At 35.2% G+C, this 21760-nt stretch carries 22 protein-coding genes; 17 read left to right on the top strand and 5 right to left on the bottom strand.

The annotated features are described in order from the left end of the window. The coding region (locus BM305_RS02075; protein WP_143099114.1) for an integrase core domain-containing protein at positions 1–283 on the top strand (283 nt) is incomplete at its 5' end. On the opposite strand, the gene BM305_RS02070 is transcribed toward BM305_RS02075, so the two are convergent. Then, the gene (locus BM305_RS02070) at positions 240–686 is read right to left on the bottom strand and encodes a hypothetical protein (RefSeq protein WP_092559026.1); all 447 of its coding nucleotides are present in this window, start codon (positions 684–686) and stop codon (positions 240–242) included. The two genes, BM305_RS02075 and BM305_RS02070, sit on opposite strands and share 44 nt — an antisense overlap. A 321-nt stretch (positions 687–1007) precedes the next feature. Then, positions 1008–2279, bottom strand: coding sequence for an IS110 family RNA-guided transposase (locus BM305_RS02065; protein WP_092559025.1), 1272 nt, complete (start codon positions 2277–2279; stop codon positions 1008–1010). Between the two features lie 551 nt (positions 2280–2830). On the opposite strand from BM305_RS02065, the gene BM305_RS02060 reads away from it, so the two are divergent. The 6 genes from BM305_RS02060 to BM305_RS02035 all read left to right on the top strand — a co-directional run bounded on the left by BM305_RS02060 (position 2831) and on the right by BM305_RS02035 (position 9727). Beyond that, on the top strand, positions 2831–3460 hold the full coding sequence (locus BM305_RS02060; RefSeq protein WP_092559024.1) for a hypothetical protein: 630 nt from the start codon (positions 2831–2833) through the stop codon (positions 3458–3460). 55 nt (positions 3461–3515) lie between these two features. After that, positions 3516–4007, top strand: coding sequence for a GNAT family N-acetyltransferase (locus BM305_RS02055; RefSeq protein ID WP_092559049.1), 492 nt, complete (start codon positions 3516–3518; stop codon positions 4005–4007). A gap of 148 nt (positions 4008–4155) precedes the next feature. After that, the gene (locus BM305_RS02050; protein WP_092559023.1) at positions 4156–5694 is read left to right on the top strand and encodes a purple acid phosphatase family protein; all 1539 of its coding nucleotides are present in this window, start codon (positions 4156–4158) and stop codon (positions 5692–5694) included. Between the two features lie 9 nt (positions 5695–5703). Then, entirely contained in the window at positions 5704–6822 is a 1119-nt protein-coding gene (locus BM305_RS02045; protein ID WP_092559022.1) for a YibE/F family protein, read from the top strand. A gap of 465 nt (positions 6823–7287) precedes the next feature. Next, positions 7288–9039, top strand: coding sequence for an aspartate--tRNA ligase (gene aspS, locus BM305_RS02040; protein ID WP_092559021.1), 1752 nt, complete (start codon positions 7288–7290; stop codon positions 9037–9039). 79 nt (positions 9040–9118) lie between these two features. Beyond that, entirely contained in the window at positions 9119–9727 is a 609-nt protein-coding gene (locus tag BM305_RS02035; protein WP_092559020.1) for a GNAT family N-acetyltransferase, read from the top strand. Here BM305_RS02035 and BM305_RS02030 read toward each other — a convergent pair. Continuing rightward, the gene (locus BM305_RS02030) at positions 9724–10599 is read right to left on the bottom strand and encodes a LysR family transcriptional regulator (protein ID WP_177214497.1); all 876 of its coding nucleotides are present in this window, start codon (positions 10597–10599) and stop codon (positions 9724–9726) included. The genes BM305_RS02035 and BM305_RS02030 overlap by 4 nt on opposite strands. A 133-nt stretch (positions 10600–10732) precedes the next feature. On the opposite strand from BM305_RS02030, the gene BM305_RS02025 reads away from it, so the two are divergent. The 10 genes from BM305_RS02025 (at position 10733) to BM305_RS01980 (ending at position 18274) form a co-directional block, all read left to right on the top strand. After that, complete coding sequence (locus BM305_RS02025; RefSeq protein WP_092559018.1) at positions 10733–11791, top strand: YeiH family protein; 1059 nt, start codon at positions 10733–10735, stop codon at positions 11789–11791. Positions 11792–11891: 100 nt separating this feature from the next. Next, positions 11892–13019 (top strand): DUF262 domain-containing protein, encoded by a 1128-nt coding sequence (locus BM305_RS02020; RefSeq protein ID WP_092559017.1) that lies wholly within the window; start codon positions 11892–11894, stop codon positions 13017–13019. 1 nt (position 13020) lies between these two features. Next, positions 13021–13767, top strand: coding sequence for an AAA family ATPase (locus BM305_RS02015; RefSeq protein WP_092559016.1), 747 nt, complete (start codon positions 13021–13023; stop codon positions 13765–13767). 2 nt (positions 13768–13769) lie between these two features. Further along, complete coding sequence (locus tag BM305_RS02010; RefSeq protein ID WP_092559015.1) at positions 13770–14102, top strand: DUF4160 domain-containing protein; 333 nt, start codon at positions 13770–13772, stop codon at positions 14100–14102. Between the two features lie 42 nt (positions 14103–14144). Further along, positions 14145–14624, top strand: a complete 480-nt coding sequence (locus BM305_RS02005) for a hypothetical protein (RefSeq protein WP_092559014.1) — start codon at positions 14145–14147, stop codon at positions 14622–14624. 135 nt (positions 14625–14759) lie between these two features. Continuing rightward, positions 14760–15257, top strand: a complete 498-nt coding sequence (locus BM305_RS02000; protein WP_092559013.1) for a MarR family winged helix-turn-helix transcriptional regulator — start codon at positions 14760–14762, stop codon at positions 15255–15257. A 95-nt stretch (positions 15258–15352) separates the two neighbouring features. Then, entirely contained in the window at positions 15353–16528 is a 1176-nt protein-coding gene (locus BM305_RS01995) for an ArsA family ATPase (protein ID WP_092559012.1), read from the top strand. Next, positions 16512–16760, top strand: coding sequence for a hypothetical protein (locus tag BM305_RS01990; RefSeq protein WP_177214496.1), 249 nt, complete (start codon positions 16512–16514; stop codon positions 16758–16760). Before BM305_RS01995 ends, BM305_RS01990 begins: the two co-directional genes overlap by 17 nt. Continuing rightward, on the top strand, positions 16753–17934 hold the full coding sequence (locus tag BM305_RS01985; RefSeq protein WP_330393399.1) for an ArsA family ATPase: 1182 nt from the start codon (positions 16753–16755) through the stop codon (positions 17932–17934). The genes BM305_RS01990 and BM305_RS01985 overlap by 8 nt, the downstream gene beginning before the upstream one ends. 88 nt (positions 17935–18022) lie before the next feature. Beyond that, positions 18023–18274, top strand: coding sequence for a hypothetical protein (locus tag BM305_RS01980; protein ID WP_092559010.1), 252 nt, complete (start codon positions 18023–18025; stop codon positions 18272–18274). A 6-nt stretch (positions 18275–18280) separates the two neighbouring features. On the opposite strand, the gene BM305_RS01975 is transcribed toward BM305_RS01980, so the two are convergent. Further along, positions 18281–19990, bottom strand: a complete 1710-nt coding sequence (locus BM305_RS01975) for a S8 family peptidase (protein WP_092559009.1) — start codon at positions 19988–19990, stop codon at positions 18281–18283. Positions 19991–20014: 24 nt separating this feature from the next. Continuing rightward, positions 20015–21712, bottom strand: coding sequence for a S8 family peptidase (locus BM305_RS01970; RefSeq protein ID WP_092559008.1), 1698 nt, complete (start codon positions 21710–21712; stop codon positions 20015–20017). Positions 21713–21760 lie beyond the last annotated feature (48 nt).

Here is a 21760-nt window from a genome sequence, read left to right as displayed (position 1 = left end):
TCGTAATGCTATAAAAAAATATGGTATTCAACAAAGTATGAATAGTGCTGGTGGAAGATGTCATGATAATGCACGCTGTGAAAGTATGTGGGCAAGACTTAAGGAAGAACTTTTATATGGTCGCTATGATACATCTAAAATGACTATAATAGAAGTAAAAACACTAATCTGGAGATATTTTATCAGCTATTGGAATAATAGGAGAATCTGCTCTACTAATGGTGGATTACCTCCAATGATTAAGAGGCAACAATACTATGCCTCCTTACAGGATGCGGCATAGGTCGAACATCCTTGTGAAAAAAGTGTAAAGAGATATTGACAATATCAGAATACTGTTTTTCTTTTTCATTCTTTTCCTTTACGGAATAAGATGAACCATCAAAAGATAAATCTTGAAGATAAACCTTATCATCATTCAAGTAACAGTTAGCAATACGTATAGTAGCAGCCTGTTCATTGTCCCTTAGATTAAGAAAAGTATTCCATTGGCTTTCACCTGATACTAAAAACTGATCTTCAAATACAACACAGTTATCGTCCTTTGCATTGCTAATTGAATAATTTTCTGGTAGTGTGTCTAGGTCAACATAGTCGGGCAAACTAACTTTTTTATTACTTGTGTGAAAACATGAAACTAGTATTATCATTGTGCAAATAGATAAGATAATAAAACGTTTTTTCATGATACATCTCCTTTAATTGATAAAAAATTGAGTATATAGTAGATATATACCTAATTTATATTATTTTATTATACCTAAATTATTTTTTTCTGTAAATACAAATTAGGTACCGTCTCATCATAAGAACAAAGTGTGTTCCACACACTCTCGCGATTTTAATCAACTATAAGAAACACACACTTTGTCGCACTAATCATTTAGTGCGACAGTCTTGTAAGGGGAGTTAGTGTGAAAGAAAGTAGAGGACAGCCAGAAAATGACGCACTTAAACAAGCTATCAAATGGTAGCTTTTAAGTGAAAATTAATTATTTGTTAAAAAGTCAAGAAATCAATTGTGATTCTGTAATAACTCCTTCGCGTAATAAAAACTTCTTGGCTTGCTCGATGGCCTTTTCCTTTTGTCTTTCAACTAAGGTGGCAGGCATATCGACTCTATAAATGTCACTTGGATTCCATGTTGCTCCACTAGACAGCATTTGATAAATGGCTGTGAGGATCATCCGAGCGATGGCGATAATGGCTTTTTTCTTTCCACGGCATTTTACAATTGATTCGTATTTCTTTTTATAGTAAGGAGATTTGTCAGATTTTACGGCTGCATGAGCATATTGTACCAATGCAGGTTTGAGGTAGACTCCAGCACATGTAATCCGAACAGATTTCTTCTTATCAGCAGATTCGTTGCTGCCTAGGGTTAATCCAGCCCAGCAACAAAGCCGTTTGGAACTTGAGAACTGAGACATATCAATACCTATTTCGGAGATGATGGTGATTGAGCTATCATGTTTAACACCCGGAATAGTACAGAGAAACTGGATAGCATTTTCAAAATCAGTATGGGAAGAAATCAAAGATTCTATCTGAGTATCTATATCTTGAATTTCAACTGTGATATAATCTATATGTGCACGGACAAGGCGCATACGATATTTTTGGGCATCAGTCATCTGATATCCTTCAATGGATTCTATAACATCAGATTCTTTCTCCTTGAGTTTTTTTAGGAGTTTAGATGCGATTTCTTCGTGGTTGATTGAATTGCCAGACTGTTCAAGTAAGGAATCAATAATGGATGTAGAGGACTTCCCAAAGATATCGGATACAATAGAGTCTAATGCGACATTGCATACAGTGAGCGCATTCTGATACCGATTCTTTTCACTGGAATGACAGCAGACTACCTTGTACCGATAACGAGTGTATTCTCTTAAGATACGTATCGGCTTACAAGGTATGTAACTGCCAGGAACTAATCCAAGTCGAAACAAATCTCCAATCCATTTGGAGTCTTTCGTATCATCTTTATTTCCTTTTACAGCTTTCACCCATTTGGGATTGGCAATTGTGACATTGATATCTTCTTCCAGAAGATTAAAGACAGGAACCCAGTACTTGCCAGTAGATTCCATACAAATGTCGCGGCATTTATTTTCAATCAGCCACTGCTTGAATTCAAGAATAGAATTATTAAAAGTAGAAAAACGTTTTTTCTGATAGGTAGGTTCAACACCAGAAGTTGTTTTAATGATTGTGGCAACGAGAAATAATTTGTGAACATCGACACCACAACAGGTTTGGTAGATAACTTTCATAGTCAAGCTCCTTTCAAAGTAAAGTAAGAAGCCATTGACTGTTCTGCCACACAATTTAACCAAGGAGTTAAAACAATTCTTAGTGTACGGTCTTATAGAGCCACTTATTTGTGCTTGAACAGGCAGAACTTACACTGATTTTTATGCTGTCTAAAACGAGAAAGAATTTACAACTCCCCCTCCCGTGCTTTGTAGTGTAGCTTTTTGAAGTTATTATTTCACGGAAACAGAGAGAAGTGAAGACTTTCATTACTATTTGTGCCGCCGATTGGCGGCGGAATGGAGATTTTTATGAAAAAAAGTTAATCTATATAAAAGGATAATTGTTTTATTAGTCGAGGATAGCAACGGTGCGCGCTTTTTGTTGCTGCCCTCATTAATTTTTATAAGTATAGTATACGTGGAAAATATGTTGGGAAAATGACCAAAGTGTGAAGAATTTGTGACGTATTGCAAGAGTTACTAAAATGTTGTATAGTGTATTCGAGGTTATTGAGTAAAATTGTAATGAACTAGATAGAAAAGGAACAGTAATTGAGGGGGGATAAAAAGTGAAAAAAAATGTTATTGCAGTAGCAGGTGTGATTGTATTAGGATGCTTAGTACTGTATTTTGCGTACATAAGACAGAGCAATCCGGCCTCAAAATCCTGTAAAATTATAATTAACTCGGTTGATTTAGAAAGGATAGATGAATTAGTAATTGGTGCCGAACCGCCGAATTTACTTTATGCAGACACAGAAAAAGTGATTTTTGAATGTTGCGATGTATACATTTATGATGTGAAAAATAAGGTGTTAACCAAATCTTATGATATAGCATCATTTATGCAAGAAAACTATTCGGACTGTCTTGTCCAATGTACTTCATTAAAAGAGGGGAGTCAGTTTTTGATTAGTTTCTATAAAGCACCAGGCAAATGGATGGCGGCATACCGTTGTTCAATAGAAACGAATTCATTAGAAGAATTAACAGAACAAGAATATAAAGAAGAATTTAACAAAAGATTTGAATCCACATACTTAGATTACCAGGATGAACGATATAATAGGACTTCTGGAAAAATTGTAACTATTTCAGAAAGTGAATATGTTTACTTAACATTTCAAGAATGGAAGGTTAGTACAATAAATATTGTGTACGTAAAAGATGACAAGGAAACGTACTATAGTGTATTTTAGCAAAATATGTGATAGCATAATACATAGAAAGAATACAGGTAAGGGAAGAGATAACATGAATATACAGATTAGATCTTTTACACAAGAAGACGTGGGGCAGATGATCCAGATTTGGAATAACATTGTAGAGGAAGGAATTTCCTTTCCTCAAATGGAATATTTGAATGAAAAAAGTGGTTACGAATTTTTCAATAGCCAGTCGTTTACAGGGGTTGCAGTGAATCAGGACAACAATGACATAGCAGGACTTTACATTCTCCATCCTAATAATGTGGGCAGGTGCGGTCATATTTCTAATGCAAGCTATGCTGTAAAGCAAGGTGTAAGAGGCTGTCATATTGGTGAAAAATTGGTGATAGACTGTATGGAAAAGGCAAAAGAGCTAGGGTTTCGAATTTTACAATTTAATGCAGTTGTGAATACGAATTATAGTGCGCTGCATTTATATGAGAAGCTGGGATTTATTAAGCTGGGAGTAATTCCAGAGGGATTTTTGATGAAAGACGGGACATATCAAGATATAGTTCCTCATTATTATCGGTTGTAAAATAAGAGGTTCTATGTAGTTGCTAGGTTAAGCTTTTGTTAATTATGTTAAATAAAGGTAATTGCTCTTGATTTTAATTATGTATATGAATATACTTAGCTTCGTAAACTGATAAATAATAGGATTGACGGAGAGAAGAGGAGAAAAAATGCATAAAATCAGGAGAACAGTAGGCACACTTTTAATTGCAACTTTGTTAGTTGCTCCCATAACAGCTCTTTATGCTGCTGATAATGATGGCTGGACAGAGGCTCCACAAACACAGGAAGCTCAAAATGATAAGTGGGAAAATTGGTGCAAGGAATGGGAAACTATAAAGGACAGCCCTACTCAAATGTCTTTAACTCCAGGCAAGGATGCTTCACAGTTAAATTTCGCATGGTATTCCAAAACAACCGATAAGAAAGCAAAAATAAAAATTGGCACAAAGAAAGACTTAAGCGACGCCGTTTTGATAAAAATAGAAACAAAAAATGCCGTGGAAGGATATCTTTCAAATAAGGCAACTGCAAAAGGATTAAAGAATAACAAAACGTATTATTATAGTTATACAATTAATGGAAAATGGACAGCAGCGACTGTTTATAAAACAAGGGATATAAAATCATTTAGTTTTGCTTTTGTGGGAGATCCTCAGATTGGTTCATCAGCATCCAATATCCCTACTGGAAGTACAGAAAGTCTGGGACAGTCCAACGCAGTGAGAAATGATAGCTTTAACTGGAATAGCACTTTAAATGCTGCTATAGAAAAGAATAGTAAATTGAGTTTTGTTGTATCTGCGGGTGATCAGATTCAGTCTCGAGATAAAAAAACAGCAGATAAGACTTATAAAACCTATACAGATAATGAAATTGAGTATTCAGGATATCTTAGTGCAGATGCATTAATGTCCCTTCCAGTAGCAACAACTATTGGAAACCATGATGCATTAAGTGCAAATTATACGTATCATTTTAATAATCCAAATGCAAGTACAACTCTTGGAGATACTTATGCAGGCGGAGACTATTATTTTAGCTATGGAAATACATTGTTTATTATGTTAAATACAAATAACAGGAATATAGCTGAGCATAAGCAGTTTATGGATAAAGCTATTGGCAGTCATTCAGATGCGAAATGGAAGGTAGTGACCTTGCATCAGGATATTTATGGTTCAGGAGAACACTCTAATGAACCAGAAATTGTAGAGTTGCGATACGCACTAATTCCAATTTTTGAAAAGAATGGTATAGATGTTGTGCTGACTGGTCATGATCATACTTATTCAAGATCATATCTTATGAATGGTGGAGTAGTAGATATGACAAGTATGCTAAGTGAGGATGACTACGAAAAATATTTTGAAGAGGATTTAGAAGCAGTGAGTCATGTTACTTATGTAGGTGAAAATGTGTCTTATCAAGAATATTTAGAATCCATACAAGATGCCTATGCAATCGCTTCAAAGAAAGTTTCCAAAGTAGTAAAGCCAAAAGGAATTCTTTATATAACAGCTAACTCTGCATCAGGAAGTAAGTATTATGATTTAGTTGAAACAAAACAAGCATATATTGCAGCCAGATGGCAGAAGGATGTACCAACTTACTCTATTATTGATGTTACAAGTTCAACTTTAACGATTAATACTTATCGTACAGATAACGGCAAAAAGATTGATCAAGCGTTTACGTTGAAAAAATAGAGGATTTTCATGAATAAAAAATGGATGTGGTTGTTTTTTTCAGTTGGCATAATTGTATTTTGTATTGTTTTAATAAAAATAAATCAAGTGGAAAAGGTACAGCTTGTAAATAGGGAAGGAAATAGCTATGAGAAAGCTGTAGTAGAAAAAATTCTTACTGATAATCTGCAATCAGATGGGACACGCGTTGGGTATCAAGAGGTTCGTTTACGGTTAACTTCAGGAGCATTTAAGGGAAGTTCAGTAATTGCTACCAGTGCATCAGGATATTTATATGGTGCAACATGCAAGCCAGGAACAAAAGTTATTGTTAATGTCAGTGTTTCAGAAGGAGAAAAAATAGTTACCGTATATAACTATGACAGAGAATCTGTTATCTATATTTTTCTTCTTCTTTTCTTTGTTGTACTAGCTTTGGTAGGGGGACGTAAAGGAATCGAATCAGCAATCGGATTAATTTTTACATTTATTTGTATTATATTTCTCTTTCTTCCTATGCTGTATCGAGGATACTCACCATTCCTTTCTGCTGTGGTAGTTGTAATTTTAACTACATTTGTAACTATGGTATTAATTGGAGGATTTACAAGAAAAACCGTAACAGCTATAACAGGAACTATTTCAGGTGTCATTCTTGCTGGAATAATGGCAAAGATTTTTGGGCACTTTGCACATATCAATGGGTATAACGTATCGGATATTGAAGAACTCACCTATATGGCTAATAATACAAAGTTACAAATAGGTGGTTTGCTGTTTGCAGGTGTTCTAATTGCATCACTGGGAGCTGTTATGGATATTGGAATGTCCATTTCTTCCACAATATGCGAGATATCTCAAAGGAATCCTTCCTTGTCAAGAATGGAACTGTTTCGTTCGGGTATCCGTGTGGGAAGAGATATGATGGGAACTATGTCCAATACGTTAATACTGGCATTTACAGGGGGTTCTATTAATATCCTTGTTTGGATTTATGTGTATCATTTATCTTATCACCAAACTTTAAATATGTATTCTATTGGTATTGAAATTATGCAAGGCCTTTCGGGTTCTATCGCAATCATTCTGACAGTACCCATAGTTTCAGCAATAGGTGCCTTTTTAAATGGGTTTCATGATTACGATTAATTTACATCTGTTTTGAGAAGTACAGAATACGCTCAAGGAAAGTAATTGCAATAAGCCGTTGACAACATAATAGCAGTATTATATAATTTTCCTAATAGGCTATGACGAAGAGAAGTAGCGCAACTTATCGTTTCCAGTGAGTGGAGGATAGTGAGAACTCCATAAAGTGAATTTGCGTGAATAACACTTTACCAGCTGCAATCTGAACATTTGAATTCTGTGCACTACAGTAATTATAAAAGTAGTGGAAGATTCTGATTAGTAGGTGCGCCGTAGGCTGTGCGACAAACAGCATGGTTTTTTACCGTAGAGTGACTGGGAACCAGTAAATCAGGTGGTACCGCGGACATATTCTGTTCGTCCTGAACTTTTAAGTTTTGGACGGGCAGTTTTTTTAGTTAAAAGGAAATTCTGCGTAGTTCCATTCTGTAACAGGTAATTTAAATAGTAATAAAGGAGATAATTATGAACACATCAAACATTTATCGTAATCGGACATTAAATGAAATTAGTGAAGGTGATGTAGGTGCAACGCTGAAGATTGCTGGATGGGTCGAGAATATTCGTGATCATGGCGGTGTGTCTTTTGTTGACTTGAGAGATATGTATGGTACAATGCAGGTTGTTATGCGTGATACAAAGCTTTTGGAGGGGATCAACAAAGAAGACTGTATTTCCATTGAAGGTGTCATAGAACATCGCGATGAAGAAACCTACAATCCTAAAATTCCCACAGGAACAATTGAACTGTCTGCACAGTCTGTTGAGGTATTGGGAAGAGTTTACAAACAACTACCTTTTGAAGTGATGACTTCAAAGGAAACGCGTGAAGATTTACGTTTAAAACACCGCTATCTGGACTTAAGAAATAAGAAAGTAAGAGATAATATTATTTTCCGTTCTGAGGTAATCAGCTTTTTAAGACAGAAAATGACGGATATGGGATTTTTAGAAATTCAGACACCTATTTTATGTGCTTCTTCACCAGAAGGCGCAAGAGATTACATTGTTCCTTCACGTAAATTTAAAGGAAAGTTTTATGCGTTACCACAGGCACCGCAACAATATAAGCAGCTTCTTATGGTATCTGGGTTTGATAAGTATTTTCAAATTGCACCATGTTTCCGAGATGAGGATGCTCGTGCTGACCGATCACCAGGAGAATTTTATCAGTTAGATTTTGAAATGAGTTTTGCTACTCAAGAAGATGTATTTTGTGCAGGAGAAGAAGTCTTGACGGCTGCGTTTAAAAAATTTTCACCAGAAGGGTACACCGTAACCGAGGCACCATATCCAATTATCAGTTACAAGCAGGCTATGCTTGAATTTGGAACAGATAAGCCAGACTTACGCAATCCGTTAAAAATTGTTGACGTAACAGAATTTTTCCAAAACTGTACTTTTAAGCCATTTCACGGGAAAACGGTACGTGCCATAAAAGTGCATGCAGATATGTCAAAGGGTTTTCATGAAAAATTACTGAAGTTTGCAACATCCATTGGAATGGGTGGATTAGGCTATCTGGAAGTAAGTGAGGATATGACCTATAAGGGACCAATCGACAAATTTATTCCAGAAGATAAAAAGAAAGAAATTGCTGATATTGCAGGACTTGAAGCAGGAGATACTATTTTCTTTATTGCAGATAAAGAAGAAAGAGCAGCGCTTTACGCAGGACAGTTACGTACAGAACTGGGCAATCGACTTGACCTCTGCGAAAAAAATGCATACCGTTTCTGTTTTATTAATGATTTTCCAATGTTTGAATACGATAAGGATGCAAAAAAGGTTATTTTTACACATAATCCATTTTCTATGCCACAAGGTGGCTTAGAAGCATTAAATTCAAAAGATCCATTAGAAATTCTTGCATATCAGTATGACATTGTATGTAATGGTATTGAGCTTTCATCAGGTGCAGTGAGAAATCATAATCTTGATATTATGGTAAAGGCATTTGAAATTGCTGGATATACAGAGGAAGATTTACAGCAGAAGTTTGGTGCTTTGTACAATGCATTCCAGTATGGTGCGCCACCACATGCAGGTATGGCACCAGGAGTGGATCGTATGATTATGCTGTTAAGAAATGAGGAAAATATTCGTGAGATTATTCCTTTCCCAATGAATGGTAATGCACAAGATCTTATGTGTGGTGCTCCAAATGAAGTGACAGAAACCCAACTTCGTGAAGTGCATATTAAAGTAAGACAATAAGAGAAAAACGAATATAAAACAAAAGGCAGCAAAGGAAAGGTTTTGTTGCCTTTTGCGTATGAAAAAAGGAGGGTGTAGAATGCAGGTAAGTATTCGAGAAGAAAGAATAGAAGACTGGTATGATACCGAATATGTTACAAAAAAAGCGTTTTGGAATCTGCATTTTCCAGGATGCAGTGAACATTATCTGGTGCATAAGCTTCGGCAGGATTCGGCGTATCTGCCGGAATTTACCCGTGTGGCAGAAGTAGATGGTGTTATCGTAGGAGCAATTTGGTATTCCAAAGCCCATGTCCATACAGAAAAAGAAAAAATAGAGATAGTAACCTTTGGACCATTGTGTGTTGAACCAGCATTTCAGAAAAAGGGGATTGGCGGAATGCTTTTGAGAGAGACAATGGAACTAGTAAAAAAGGCGGGATACAAGGCAATTATTATTTTTGGAGAGCCAGACTATTATCCAAGGCATGGTTTTATTACTTGCGATCATTTTGGAATTACCACAAAGGATGGAAAAAATTTCGACGCATTTATGGGGATTGAACTGGAAAAAGGTGCACTAGCACATGCAAAAGGCAAATTTACAGAGTCAGAGGTCTTTGAAAATCTGCCTCCAGAAGAAGTAGACCAGTATGATAAAAAATTTCCATACATGGAGAAGTTAAAGCTGCCAGGACAATGGAGCTAGGCGAAAAGAGAGTAAAAAATTTGTTTATAATGTTCTTTATAAATACTGTTTTTTCGCCACACAAAGTTAAATTCATGTGTAACATGAAAATCTGATATACAAATTTCTTTGAGCGTACCTTCCGTTAGCTGTTTTTGAGCCGCAATCTTATACATAAAGCTGATGCCACAATTTTGCATCAATAATTGCTTAATCGTATGAAGATTATTAATTTGGGAGATATGCTCAAAGTTAGTAAAGGAATAGCCTTGTTCTACAAGGTAATGCTCTAATATTTCTTTGGTGCCAGAACCATTTTCTCGAAGAAGCATGTTATGGGAAAATAACTGGGACAAATCTGTAATATGGTCAATCGGGTAAGCGCTGCCACATACACCAATGTAATCTTCATTAGAAACCAGTCGGAATTCATACTCACTTTTAGAAAAATAGCCTTCGATAACAGCAAATTCTATCAGCCCTTCATCTAGCAAATCCAAAAGCTTCTGGGTATTTGCAATGATAAATTCAACTTGCACCTGTGGATTTTTCTTCATATAGTCAGCTAGCTTAGGGGGAATTACAAATTCACCTATAGTCAAAGTTGCACCAAACTTCAAAAATTTTTTAGACGACTCCAGACTTGACATCGTTTCTTTTAAATGGATACTGTCGTGTTTCATGGACAACATGGAGGTTTTCAATTTTTCACCAGAGGAGGTTAACGAAAGTTTTTTATTGGAATATTGAAATAATTTTGTCTGATAATATTCCTCCAGATAGTGAATATGTTGTGATACTCCAGGCTGAGTTATGTTTAGTTCTTCCGCAGCTTTTGTATAGTTCATATATTTGCAAACACATAAAAATGTCTCTATTCTAAAATCAAGCAAATTAAATCCCTCCTTTTGCATAACTATAACATAATTTTATGATAAAATAAATATAAATAATTTTTCATTATAAGTAATGGATGATATAGTTGGTATGATGATAGTCACGAAAATGTACAAGGGAGGAAATGAAATGAGCTTTGTTAAAAAAAATGGAAAAGGTATTGGTATTTGCTTTATCATTGCATGCATTGCTTGGAGTCTGGTAAAGTATTTTAGTGTATTAGAGGTAATCGGTGCTCCTGTGATTGCGATTCTTTCGGGAATGCTACTTACAACCTTTATAAAGGATAAGAGTAATTTAAAAAATGGAATTGCATTTACTTCTAAAAAAATTTTGCAGGGAGCTGTAGTGCTTTTAGGGTTTGGATTGAATCTTACTACCATTGGAAAAGTTGGAGTGACCTCTTTGCCAGTAATTGTTTCAACCATAACAACGTCATTATTGGTGGCGTTTATATTGCAGAAAATTCTTAAAATTCCATCAAAAAGTTCTGTATTGATTGGAGTGGGGTCTTCTATTTGCGGGGGTTCAGCCATTGCAGCAACAGCTCCGGTAATTGAAGCAGATGATGAAGAGATTGCCCAGGCGATTTCTGTAATTTTTTTATTTAATGTAATTGCGGCATTGATTTTTCCTATGCTGGGAGGTGTGTTACATCTTTCCAATGAGGGATTTTCTCTTTTTGCAGGAACAGCCATTAATGATACCTCTTCTGTAACATCAGCAGCAGCGACCTGGGATACTCTTCATGGGACAAAGGGAGCCGTACTAGAAGGAGCAACCATTGTAAAGCTGACCAGAACATTGGCAATTATTCCAATTACAATGGTGCTGACAGCACTGCGGTTAAAAAAGGCACAAAGTTCTGGAAGTTCAGAGGAGTCAAAGATTAAAATAAAATCAATTTTTCCTATGTTCATTATTTATTTTGTACTTGCTTCTGTTATTACGACAATGATTACAGCGGTTTGTAGTGACGATAGCTTACTGGCGGCAAATCAGGTGTTTGATTTTTTGAAACAGCTGAGTAAGTTTTTTATTGTAATGGCAATGGGTGCAATCGGACTTAATACGGATATTGTAAAGCTGATAAAAACAGGAATTAAGCCTATTTTGCTTGGATTTTGCTGTTGGGTGGCAATAGCGGTGGTCAGCCTGTCCATGCAATATGTAATGGGAATTTTATAAGAAGGAAGCAATCTTAATATTTGAATAATTTACTACAAATTATTGGGAAGAAATGCTATAATGGGTGTAACGATATTTAGTGCTATTGGGAGGTATTAAAGTGGCTGTTCAATATGAGGATGATATTAATATAGAAAATGCAGAAGAGCTTGACTTGTTAGAATACAGTGATACCAGTGATTACCCTGTTTTTAAGTCTGTAAGAGTTACAAAAAAGGATTTTTCTATATTTGAGTTATTTAGAAGATATGAAAATGGAAGACTAATTTTAGAAGTAGACTTTCAAAGAAAGAATGTATGGGGAGATAAACAAAAAAGTGAATTAATTGAAAGTATATTAATGGGGTTACCATTACCAATCTTTTATTTTAAACAGCAAGATGATACAATTTATGTGGTAGTAGACGGAAAACAAAGGTTATCTACGTTGTTTGATTTTTTAGGAAATAAATTTGAACTTAAGAATTTAAAAATTTTGAGTTTTCTAAATGGCAGAAAATTTAATGACTTAGTAGAAAATCTAGGAATTTATCAAACTCAATTGGAAGATTATCAAGTATATTCCCACGTTATTTTACCGCCTACACCAGATAAAGTATTATTTGATATTTTTGATAGAGTAAATCGGGGAGGAACAAAGCTTAACAAGCAAGAGATCAGAAATGCGTTGTATCATGGAAATGGATTTAAAATGCTAAAAAGAATAACAGAATCTTCAGAATTTGTAATGGCAACAAGAATTACTGAAGAAAAAGATAGCCGAATGAAAGGGTCCTATTTGTTAACACGGTTTTTAGCATTCTATTTGCTGTTTAACAATAAACTAAGGGATGATAAGGAAACCTATATTTATAATGGAGACATTGATAGTCTGCTTGAAAAAACATTAAAGTATTTAAATAGTGTACCAAAGGATATGCTCGAACAACTGGAAAAGTTAACGATAGCATGCCTGCAAAAGTCATATAAAATTTTAGGGCAAGGTGCATTTAGAAGAGATATCAATAAATCAAAACCGATTAATATGAATATATTTGAGACAACAATGTATTTAATGACACTAATAAATATTGATGGTGATAAGCGTATATTAACCGAGATATATGAAAAAATATATAGAACAATTACCAAGTCAGATTTTATAAATGCAATTGGAAATAGCAGGGATAATAAAAATAAAGTATATCAAAGATTTGATATGATAAGAAAAATAGCTGAGGAGATTTAAAATGATTGATAGAGTGCACATATATGCTTTAAAGTCAATTAGAGAGATGACGGTGAATTGCTCCAATTTAAACATTTTTGTAGGAACAAATTCATCGGGGAAATCAACATTTTTGCAGGCAATATTGCTGGCAGCACAAAATAGCACAGATAAAATGGGGCTGAATGGAAAACTAATTTCGCTGGGAGAGTTTCGGGAAGTAAGAAATTATTATATGAATCATCAGAATATTAAAATTGAATGGTGGAAAGATAATGAAAATAAACCAGCATGGGTTGAATTCGTAGAAAACAAAGACAATGAAACATATAGTATTAGTTGTTCGGAAGAAGGAGAGATGGAGATACCTTTGACATATAAGACGGGATTTCATTATTTATCGTGTCATCGCATTGGTGCCAATGATATTTATGCAAAGAATATGATGGATGACACAGATTTTGGAATAGACGGTGAATATTCATTAGCTTACTTATTAAAAAACGAAGGGAAGCCACTAGCGGATAAATTATCCATAAAAAATGAAGGATTAACGGATAGTTTTTTAGATCAAGTCAATTATTGGCTTGAGTATATTATAGGGATGACTTTATCAATAAGGGATTTAAAAAAAACAAATTACTTACAGGTAAAATATAACAATAATTTAGCGAATATGAGCTCAGATGCATTGTTTGCAAGACCTGTAAATGTAGGGTCGGGAGTTAGTTATCTTTTTTGCATAATTCATATAGGCAAGATGAATTAAAGATGTTAATAGAAAAAAATAACAAAGAAACAGAATGCTTATTAGAAAATATTTATACGGATAATTGGTGGAAAAATGAACCCAAAATTCAAACATGGTATATTGATAATAAATATAAAGTAGAAATTAGGGCAAAAGAATTTGAATATCATCCACCTCACTTTCATGTTTCTTATAAGGAGTATGCAGCAGTATTTACTCTGAAAAATGGTGAGTTATATAGATGTGGAAAGAAGGAATGGTTACAGAAAGATTTCGATGACATACATAAATGGTACTTACAACATAAAATTAGTTTAGAAAACGCATGGAATGCCTTACATCCTAAAAAATGATATAAAGAAAAGAAGATTAAATATCTGGAGGCGAGCCGAATAATGAATAATAATCTAAGAAAAATTGTGTTGTTGGCAGTGATAGCAGTAGTAGTTCTTGCAGGGGCTGGGATTATTTTATTAAATGTCAGAGCAAAGACAGAAAATCAATCAAAAAATGTAAGCAAGGACAACCAACTGACAGACGTAAAAGATGTTGCAATCTATTACGGTTATAGCAGTTGGGCCATGTTCGGAGCAGATGATGAAACAAAAAAATTATTGTACAATATGTATCAGACCAGTGAAATGGAACCTACTGGACTTGATATTAACGTGGAGTCCCAGTTTACAATTAGCTTTACGTTGGATGGTGAGCAAATTAGATGGATCGTAGATAAAAATGGAATTGTATTAGACGAAGAAGGACATCGCCACCAGATTACAAATGACAGCTTTAACTATGAAACAATAAAAAGTATTTATAAAAACAGCAAGACAGATTCCTGTTATAAAGATGGAATATATGACAGCGCCAATTAGAGGGCAGATACCGAATACATTAGGGCTGAAGTAGAAGAAATAAAACATGGAAAAAATAGAAGAATAGTAAAAAAGAATTGACAAACAAATACTTCGGGTGTAGAATTAAATTACTTCGAAGGAAGAAATAAATGAGTGGTGGAACCAGTGCAGATAACTAGTAATGAATTTGAAAATGAGATCATTCAATATGTAGAAAAGATAAAAGAACTTGTATCTTTGGAAATGTGGCAGAACATTTTATTGGACTGCTCTAAAAATGAATTATTTATTCTTTGGCTGCTTTATCGGAGCAAAGAGGTGAATATGACGCAGATTGCAGAGTACATAAAGGTACCGCTGAACACAGCAACAGGAATTATGAATCGTATGGAAAAGAAAAATCTGGTCATTCGGCAGCGGAGCAAAGAGGATAAAAGAATTGTCACTATATGCCTGAGTGAAATGGGAGAAAATCAGATTCAGGACATTATGACGAAAGCAATGTACTATGGTGCAAGATTAGTGGGTGATTTTACATCAGAGGAGATAAATCTTTTGTTACGAATTATGAACAAATTGATTGATATTATGAAAGAAGAAGCTTCAAAAGAAATATCAAAGAAAAAGATAAGAAAAATTTCAATTGACTAAAAATAAGAAACTCGAAAGACGTGTTTCTTATTTTTTAAATAAATACTTCGGATAACGAACTATTCGTTCAAAGAAATATATTGGAGGGAAAGAAAATGAGTCGAATTTATATTTTTACAGGTAAGGGTGGCGTTGGAAAAACAAGTGTAGCAGCAGCTCATGGAGTGAAAAGTGCGGAGGACGGATATCGGACTCTTTTAGTCAGCACAGATATGGCACATAATCTGGGGGATTTGTTTTCTGTTTCAATCGAAAAAGAACCCGTTGAAATTATTAAAAATCTGGAAGTATACGAAATTGATCCTAATTATGTTATGGAGCATGATTTTAAGGAAATGATTTTATGTTTGGGAAAAATAGTTTCATTTAGTAATGAAAGCGTAGAAAACTTTGGAATGTTTCCAGGCATGGAGGAACTATTTTCTTTGCTGAAAATTGCAGAAGTCTACAAAGAGGGAACATATGACAGAATTATTGTGGATTGTGCACCAACGGGAGAAACACTGTCACTGTTAAAATTTCCTGAACTGCTTTCTTGGTATATGGAAAAATTATTTCCAATAGGAAAATTAGCAGTAAAAATGCTGGCACCAATATCAAAAACCTTTTTCAAGGTGGAGCTGCCAAACAAGGCAGCAATGACAGATATTGAAAAAATGTATTTGAAATTGTATGAGCTACAGGAACTATTAAAAAACCGAGAAGTTACCAGCATACGACTTGTTACAATTCCTGAAAAGATGGTAGTGGAAGAAACAAAACGAAATTATATGTATATGAATCTTTACAATTTTAATGTAGACGGTCTTTATATCAACCGGATTTTACCAGGGGATATTGAAAACTCATTTTTTCAAGACTGGCTGCAAATTCAGAAAGCCTATCTGCTTCAATTGGAGGAAAGTTTTGCAGCACTGCCGATTTACAGGATTCCATGGTATGATGAAGAACTGCGGGGAATTAAGGCAGTAAAGCGAATTTGCAAAGATACCCTTTCTACAGAGAAGGTTTTTGATATGAAAGTGATAACACAGAGAGAAAACTTTGAAAAAAATGAGAATGGATATTTGCTTACTGTTTCTGTTCCGTATGCAAAAAAGGAAGAATTGGATTTGTATCAGTCAGACACAGATGTGGTGGTAAAGCTGGGGAATTTCAAAAGAAATATTCCACTTCCCAATGTACTTAGGACTTATTCGATTGCTTCAGCAAAGCTAGAGGATGGTTTGTTAAAACTGCAATTTGAAAGGGGAAATGAAAGCAATGAATAGAGAAATGATAGATCGGCTTCGAGAAGCAAAAAAATACGAATTAATGGCGATGAAAGCTTTGTTCCCAGATTCCCAGTCAGAACACATAGAAGTAATGAAAAACGAAATAAAGGAAATGGTGGTAGAGTTTGTGTTTGAGTTTTTTGCACAAAAAAGCAGTGAAGAAGAAAAATGCAGTGATAATAAGAAGCAGGAAAAAGAGAGCAACGTTAAGAAGGTAAAAATTGGGTGAGAATGGAGTGGAAGCTATGAGAATTATTTTATATACAGGAAAAGGTGGAGTTGGCAAGACAAGTATAGCAGCAGCCAGTGGATGTATGATAGCAGGGGAAGGAAAGCGTGTACTTATTATGAGTACGGATCAGGCACATAGCCTGGGAGATTCCTTTGATGTAAAATTAGGAAAGGAACCAGTTGAAATTGCAAAAAATTTGTATGCAATGGAAATTGATACAGTATATGAAAGTGAAAAGAGCTGGGGACATCTAAAAGATTATATGAGAAAAATGCTTACGTTAAAGGGAAATGGAGGAATTGAGGTTGAGGAACTTCTAGTATTTCCCGGAATGGAAGAACTGTTTTCTATGTTTAAAATTCTTGAAATATACGAAAAAGGTGAGTATGATATTTTAATTGTAGATTGTGCGCCCACAGGGGAAACCTTATCTCTTCTAAAATATCCAGAAATGTTTTCTGACTTAATTGAAAAGGTATTGCCGATTAAGAGAAAAAGCTTAAAAGTAGCGGGACCAGCAGTTGAAAAGCTAATGAAAATTCCAATGCCAGACAATCAGGTTTTTGATGATGTTGAATTTCTAATGAATAAAATGCAAAGTCTGCAAAAGCTGTTATTAAATAAAAATATTGTCAGCTTGCGTATTGTTACGACACCAGAGAAAATTGTAATTCAAGAAGCAAAACGAAATTTTACCTGTCTGCATTTATACAATTATAATGTAGATGCTGTCATTGTAAACCGCATTTATCCTAAAACAGCTATGGAAGGCTATTTCAGCAAATGGATTTCCATGCAGGAGGAAGGACTGAAGGAAATAGAGGAAAGCTTTTTTCAGGTGCCAAAATTTTACCTGGAGCTTCAGCGTAGTGAAATACGTACCCTTCCTATATTAAATGGTATTGGAAAAAAAATATTTGGAGCCATTGATATAACAGAAGTTTTATTTCAAGAAGAGATTTATCTAATAGAAAAAAGAGATGGAGAAACTTATTTGAAAATACGGTTACCCTTTGCAGATAAAGGTGAACTTGAGTTGCGGCAAAATAAAAATGAACTGATATTGAGTGTAAAAAATGAGACAAGAAGATTTGTACTTCCATCAGAACTTTGGGAAAGGGAAATTTCAGGGGCAAAATTTAATGACGGATATTTACAAATTAGGTTTTAGTAAAACAGAAAAAGCTATTTTCCAAAAGATTACATATTGCAAAAAATTCCAAATTGTGTTAGTATAATTTTGGAAGGAGTTGTATAATGTGGGGAATAATGAGCTTTTTGCAAATGCTGTTAAAATTTGTGTCAAGTGTCATAATATAGGCTTTTGTAAAATTCCAAAGGATGATGCAGTTTTTCAGTATTGGTTTGAAAAATTAGAGAGGCTGGGATTTTTATCAGCAGAAGAATGTTATGAGAATGCAATGGAAAAAGCAGGATATATGGTGGAAACTTGTCCTTATTGCATGAATGGGAAAAAAAGAGATTTTGAGAGATTAAAGCAGATTATATAAGAAAAGTTATCTATTTGGAAAATCACCACGTAATATATTAAATGAATTGTATAAGTCAATGATGCCATATCCCCAGTCAGGATTGGGATATTCTAATAGGCCGTTTCTTTTTGCTCCGCGAATTAAATATTTTTTAATTTCAGTAGAAGAAATTTCAGGATGATTGTTTTGTATAATTCCCCATTCAAGAAAAATGGCTGTTATGCCAGTTGCATGTGCAGCAGCTAATCCAGTCCCAGATGCAGTAGTAAAGCCATGATCCAAGGTGGGAACAACTACATTACCACCAGGAGCAGCCAGCTCAGGTTTAACTATATCAGTTCGGGTATAGCCTTTACTTGCCTGAGCCAGGAGGACGTTATTTACAGAATCATAGGCTGTTAAAGTAATAGGAGACAAGGCGTTGCCTGGTGAAGTAATGGTCGTATAGGGATTTGATTTTACAAAATAGGTATCTTTTGATAGAAAACCATTCATAGGAAGCCAAATATGAAAGGAACCTGTCAAATCCCCTTTGCTGTACACCTGGAATTTCCATGTACCAGGAGTTGGATTCTGAAAGCGGAGAATAATAATTTGTTCCCCAGTATGAGTTTCTACCAGTTGATAATTTAAATATATCGTCGTATTTTCAAATATAAAACGGATTTGCTGATTAAACCGTATGCTTTCAGGTATGCGGGGAATATACTCACCTGTTGGGGATAAAATGTCTATGGAGTAGGTATTAGGGGCTGTTCCCCAAAGTTCCATCGTAAAGCCAGGTTCATTTTCGCCTACAGTAAGATCCACTGTACTATAACCAATAGAAGGATCCACTAAACTAAAAAAATGTCGTCTGGAATTTCCTTCGTTTCCAGCAGAAATACAAACCGTCGTACCTGGTGAATCTCCAATAAAAGAAGACATTTTATTAAGCGGACCTCTCGAATCATGAGAACCTTGTGAACTTCCAAGACCAATACAGACGGAGCAGGGGCGTCCTAGTATGCGTGCTGTTTCTAATATATAAGTTAATGCCCATATTATATCATTTTCCTGATAACAGGGAACATCCAGTGGAATTTCATAATATTCCATAAGGACTTGCTTTGCCTGCTTTAGCTTTACGACAATCAAATCAGCATCAGGGACAACACCAGAGAAATCACTTTCTGGCATTTCTTTACCTACAATTGTTCCAGCAAGCATTGTGCCGTGTCCATTCTCATCAGTACTAGGTACGACAGCAAGGGGATTTGAACTGGCTAATGCCTTATTTATCTGTTCGTTGGTATATTCTGTACCGTAAAAGGTATTTAATGGAGATACGGCAGAAGCAATTGTCTGATCCCAGATGGATGCAATTTTGCTGGTTCCGTCCTCACGTCGGAAAATAGGATTGGTATAGTCAATGCCCGTATCAATTATTCCAGCTAAAACCCCGCTTCCTCTTAAACGAAAGGCAGGAAAACGGCGGAGTTTATAAACCCCAGATGCTTCAAGACTTTTTTCGCTGGTCAGGCCATAACAATGAGGAAGCGAAGAATATCCATATCTACTAATGAAATCTGGAACCAAAATACTGGCGGGAGCATAGGCAACAGCATATCTTGGATTTATTGTATGAATAATGGAGTCAGGAAAACGGTTAAGCAGATATTCATTCCTATTATATTCTATAAATAAGTCAATATAATCTTCACTGGTTATTCTATATTGTTCTTCAACAGTCATAAAAGGTCTCCTTTTCTATCTAAATTATCCTCTTCTAAGGCTGTCAAAAATATTATAAACATCCAGTATTCCATATCCCCATTGTTTATTAGGATAGGAAGAACCAGGCAGCCTTCTGGCACCTCGAATCATTAGGATTTTAATATCAATGGTATTAATAGTGGTCAGGTTCCGTTCTACAATAGCCCACTCTAATATCATTGCCGCCACACCAGCGGCATGGGCTGTGGCAGGACTTGTTCCAGTGACTTCAGTAAAACCGTGATTTAATGCAGGACTGATGACAGAAACACCAGGAGCAGCGATATCAGGTTTAAACCGTCCAGTACGGGTATATCCCCTTCCGGCTTTTTGATAGATACTTTCATCTACAGAGTTATAGGCAGTTACCGTTATAGGAACCGTACTATTTCCCAGTGATATAATAGTGGTATCAGGGTCAGGCTGTAGAAAATAAGTGTTGTTGGTAATAAAACTTTCCATGGGGAGCCACATATTAAAATGTAATTTAGAAGTACCCATACCATAAACATTAAAAATCCATATACCAGGAGCTGGTTTTTTAAACCGCATTAAAATTAATTCGTCTCCTGTCTGAGATTCTACCAGTTGATAATCCACTATAATTTCCGTTTCTTCAAATAAAAAATTTATTACTTTGTTTTCTCTTAATGTAGGAAAAATTCTCGGGACGGTTTCGCCAGAAGGAGAAATAATATCAATAGAAAATAAACCGGGAGAGTCACCCCATAACTCAAGGGTAAAGCCACTTTCATTTTCCCCTACAGTCATTTCCACACTATCAAAACCTACATTTGATAGTATATTGCCAGAATAATGTCTTTTCGCATTTCCTTCATTGCCAGCAGCAATTGCAATAGAAAAATTCATATTTTCAGCTCGTTTTGATAAAATGTCATTCAAATCGGCTCTTTCATCATGAGGACCAAGAGAACTGCCTAAAGCAACACAAATAGACATAGGTCGATTTAAACGAATAGCCACTTGCTCCAAATATTCAAGTGCAAACATAATATCATTTGCCTGATAGCAGACTGCTGTTTCGGGAATTCTCCAAAACTCCTTTAAATAAGGTTTGGCAGGCTTTAGCTTTACAACCACCAGTTCTGCATCTGGGACAACACCGTAAAAATTACTTTCTGGCACATCGTTACCGGCAATGATTCCAGCAATCATTGTACCGTGGCCTATTTCATCTGTTGACGGAACAATAGAAAAGGGATTTTCATTTTGTAATGCAGCATTAATTTGCTCCTGGGTATACTCTGTTCCATAATAAGTATTGGATTTAAAATCATCCGTATAAATGGTTTGATCCCAGATGGAAATAATTTTGCTGGTATTGTCTGCTTTGCGGAAGATAGGGTTGGTATAGTCAATACCTGTATCCAGAATACCTATCAGTACCCCCTCGCCCCGAAGATTAAAGGCAGGAAAGTTACGAAGCTTTGTAATATTTGAGGCATCCATGCTAGAACTGCTTACAATTCCAGACAAGGATGGCATAGAAGAATATCCCAATTCCATAATTGTTTTATTTGTAACCTGCTCCACAGGAACATATACTACTGCGAAAAAGTAATCAATAATCTGAATAGTAGCATCCTTGAAATTTTCCAGCATAGCTGTATTACCATAGTAATGAATGAGTAAATCAGCATATTCATTACTGAAAATGCGCTTTCCTTCTTCTAGCGTCATGCATGTATCCCTTCTCCTTTTCTTATGCTATATATATTATTAAAAAAG

It is taken from the genome of Anaeromicropila populeti (assembly GCF_900112775.1).
GTDB classification, from domain to species: Bacteria; Bacillota; Clostridia; order Lachnospirales; family Lachnospiraceae; genus Anaeromicropila_A; species Anaeromicropila_A populeti.
Note: the sequence above shows the minus strand (reverse complement) of the source record. Positions and strands in the feature narration are given on the sequence as shown.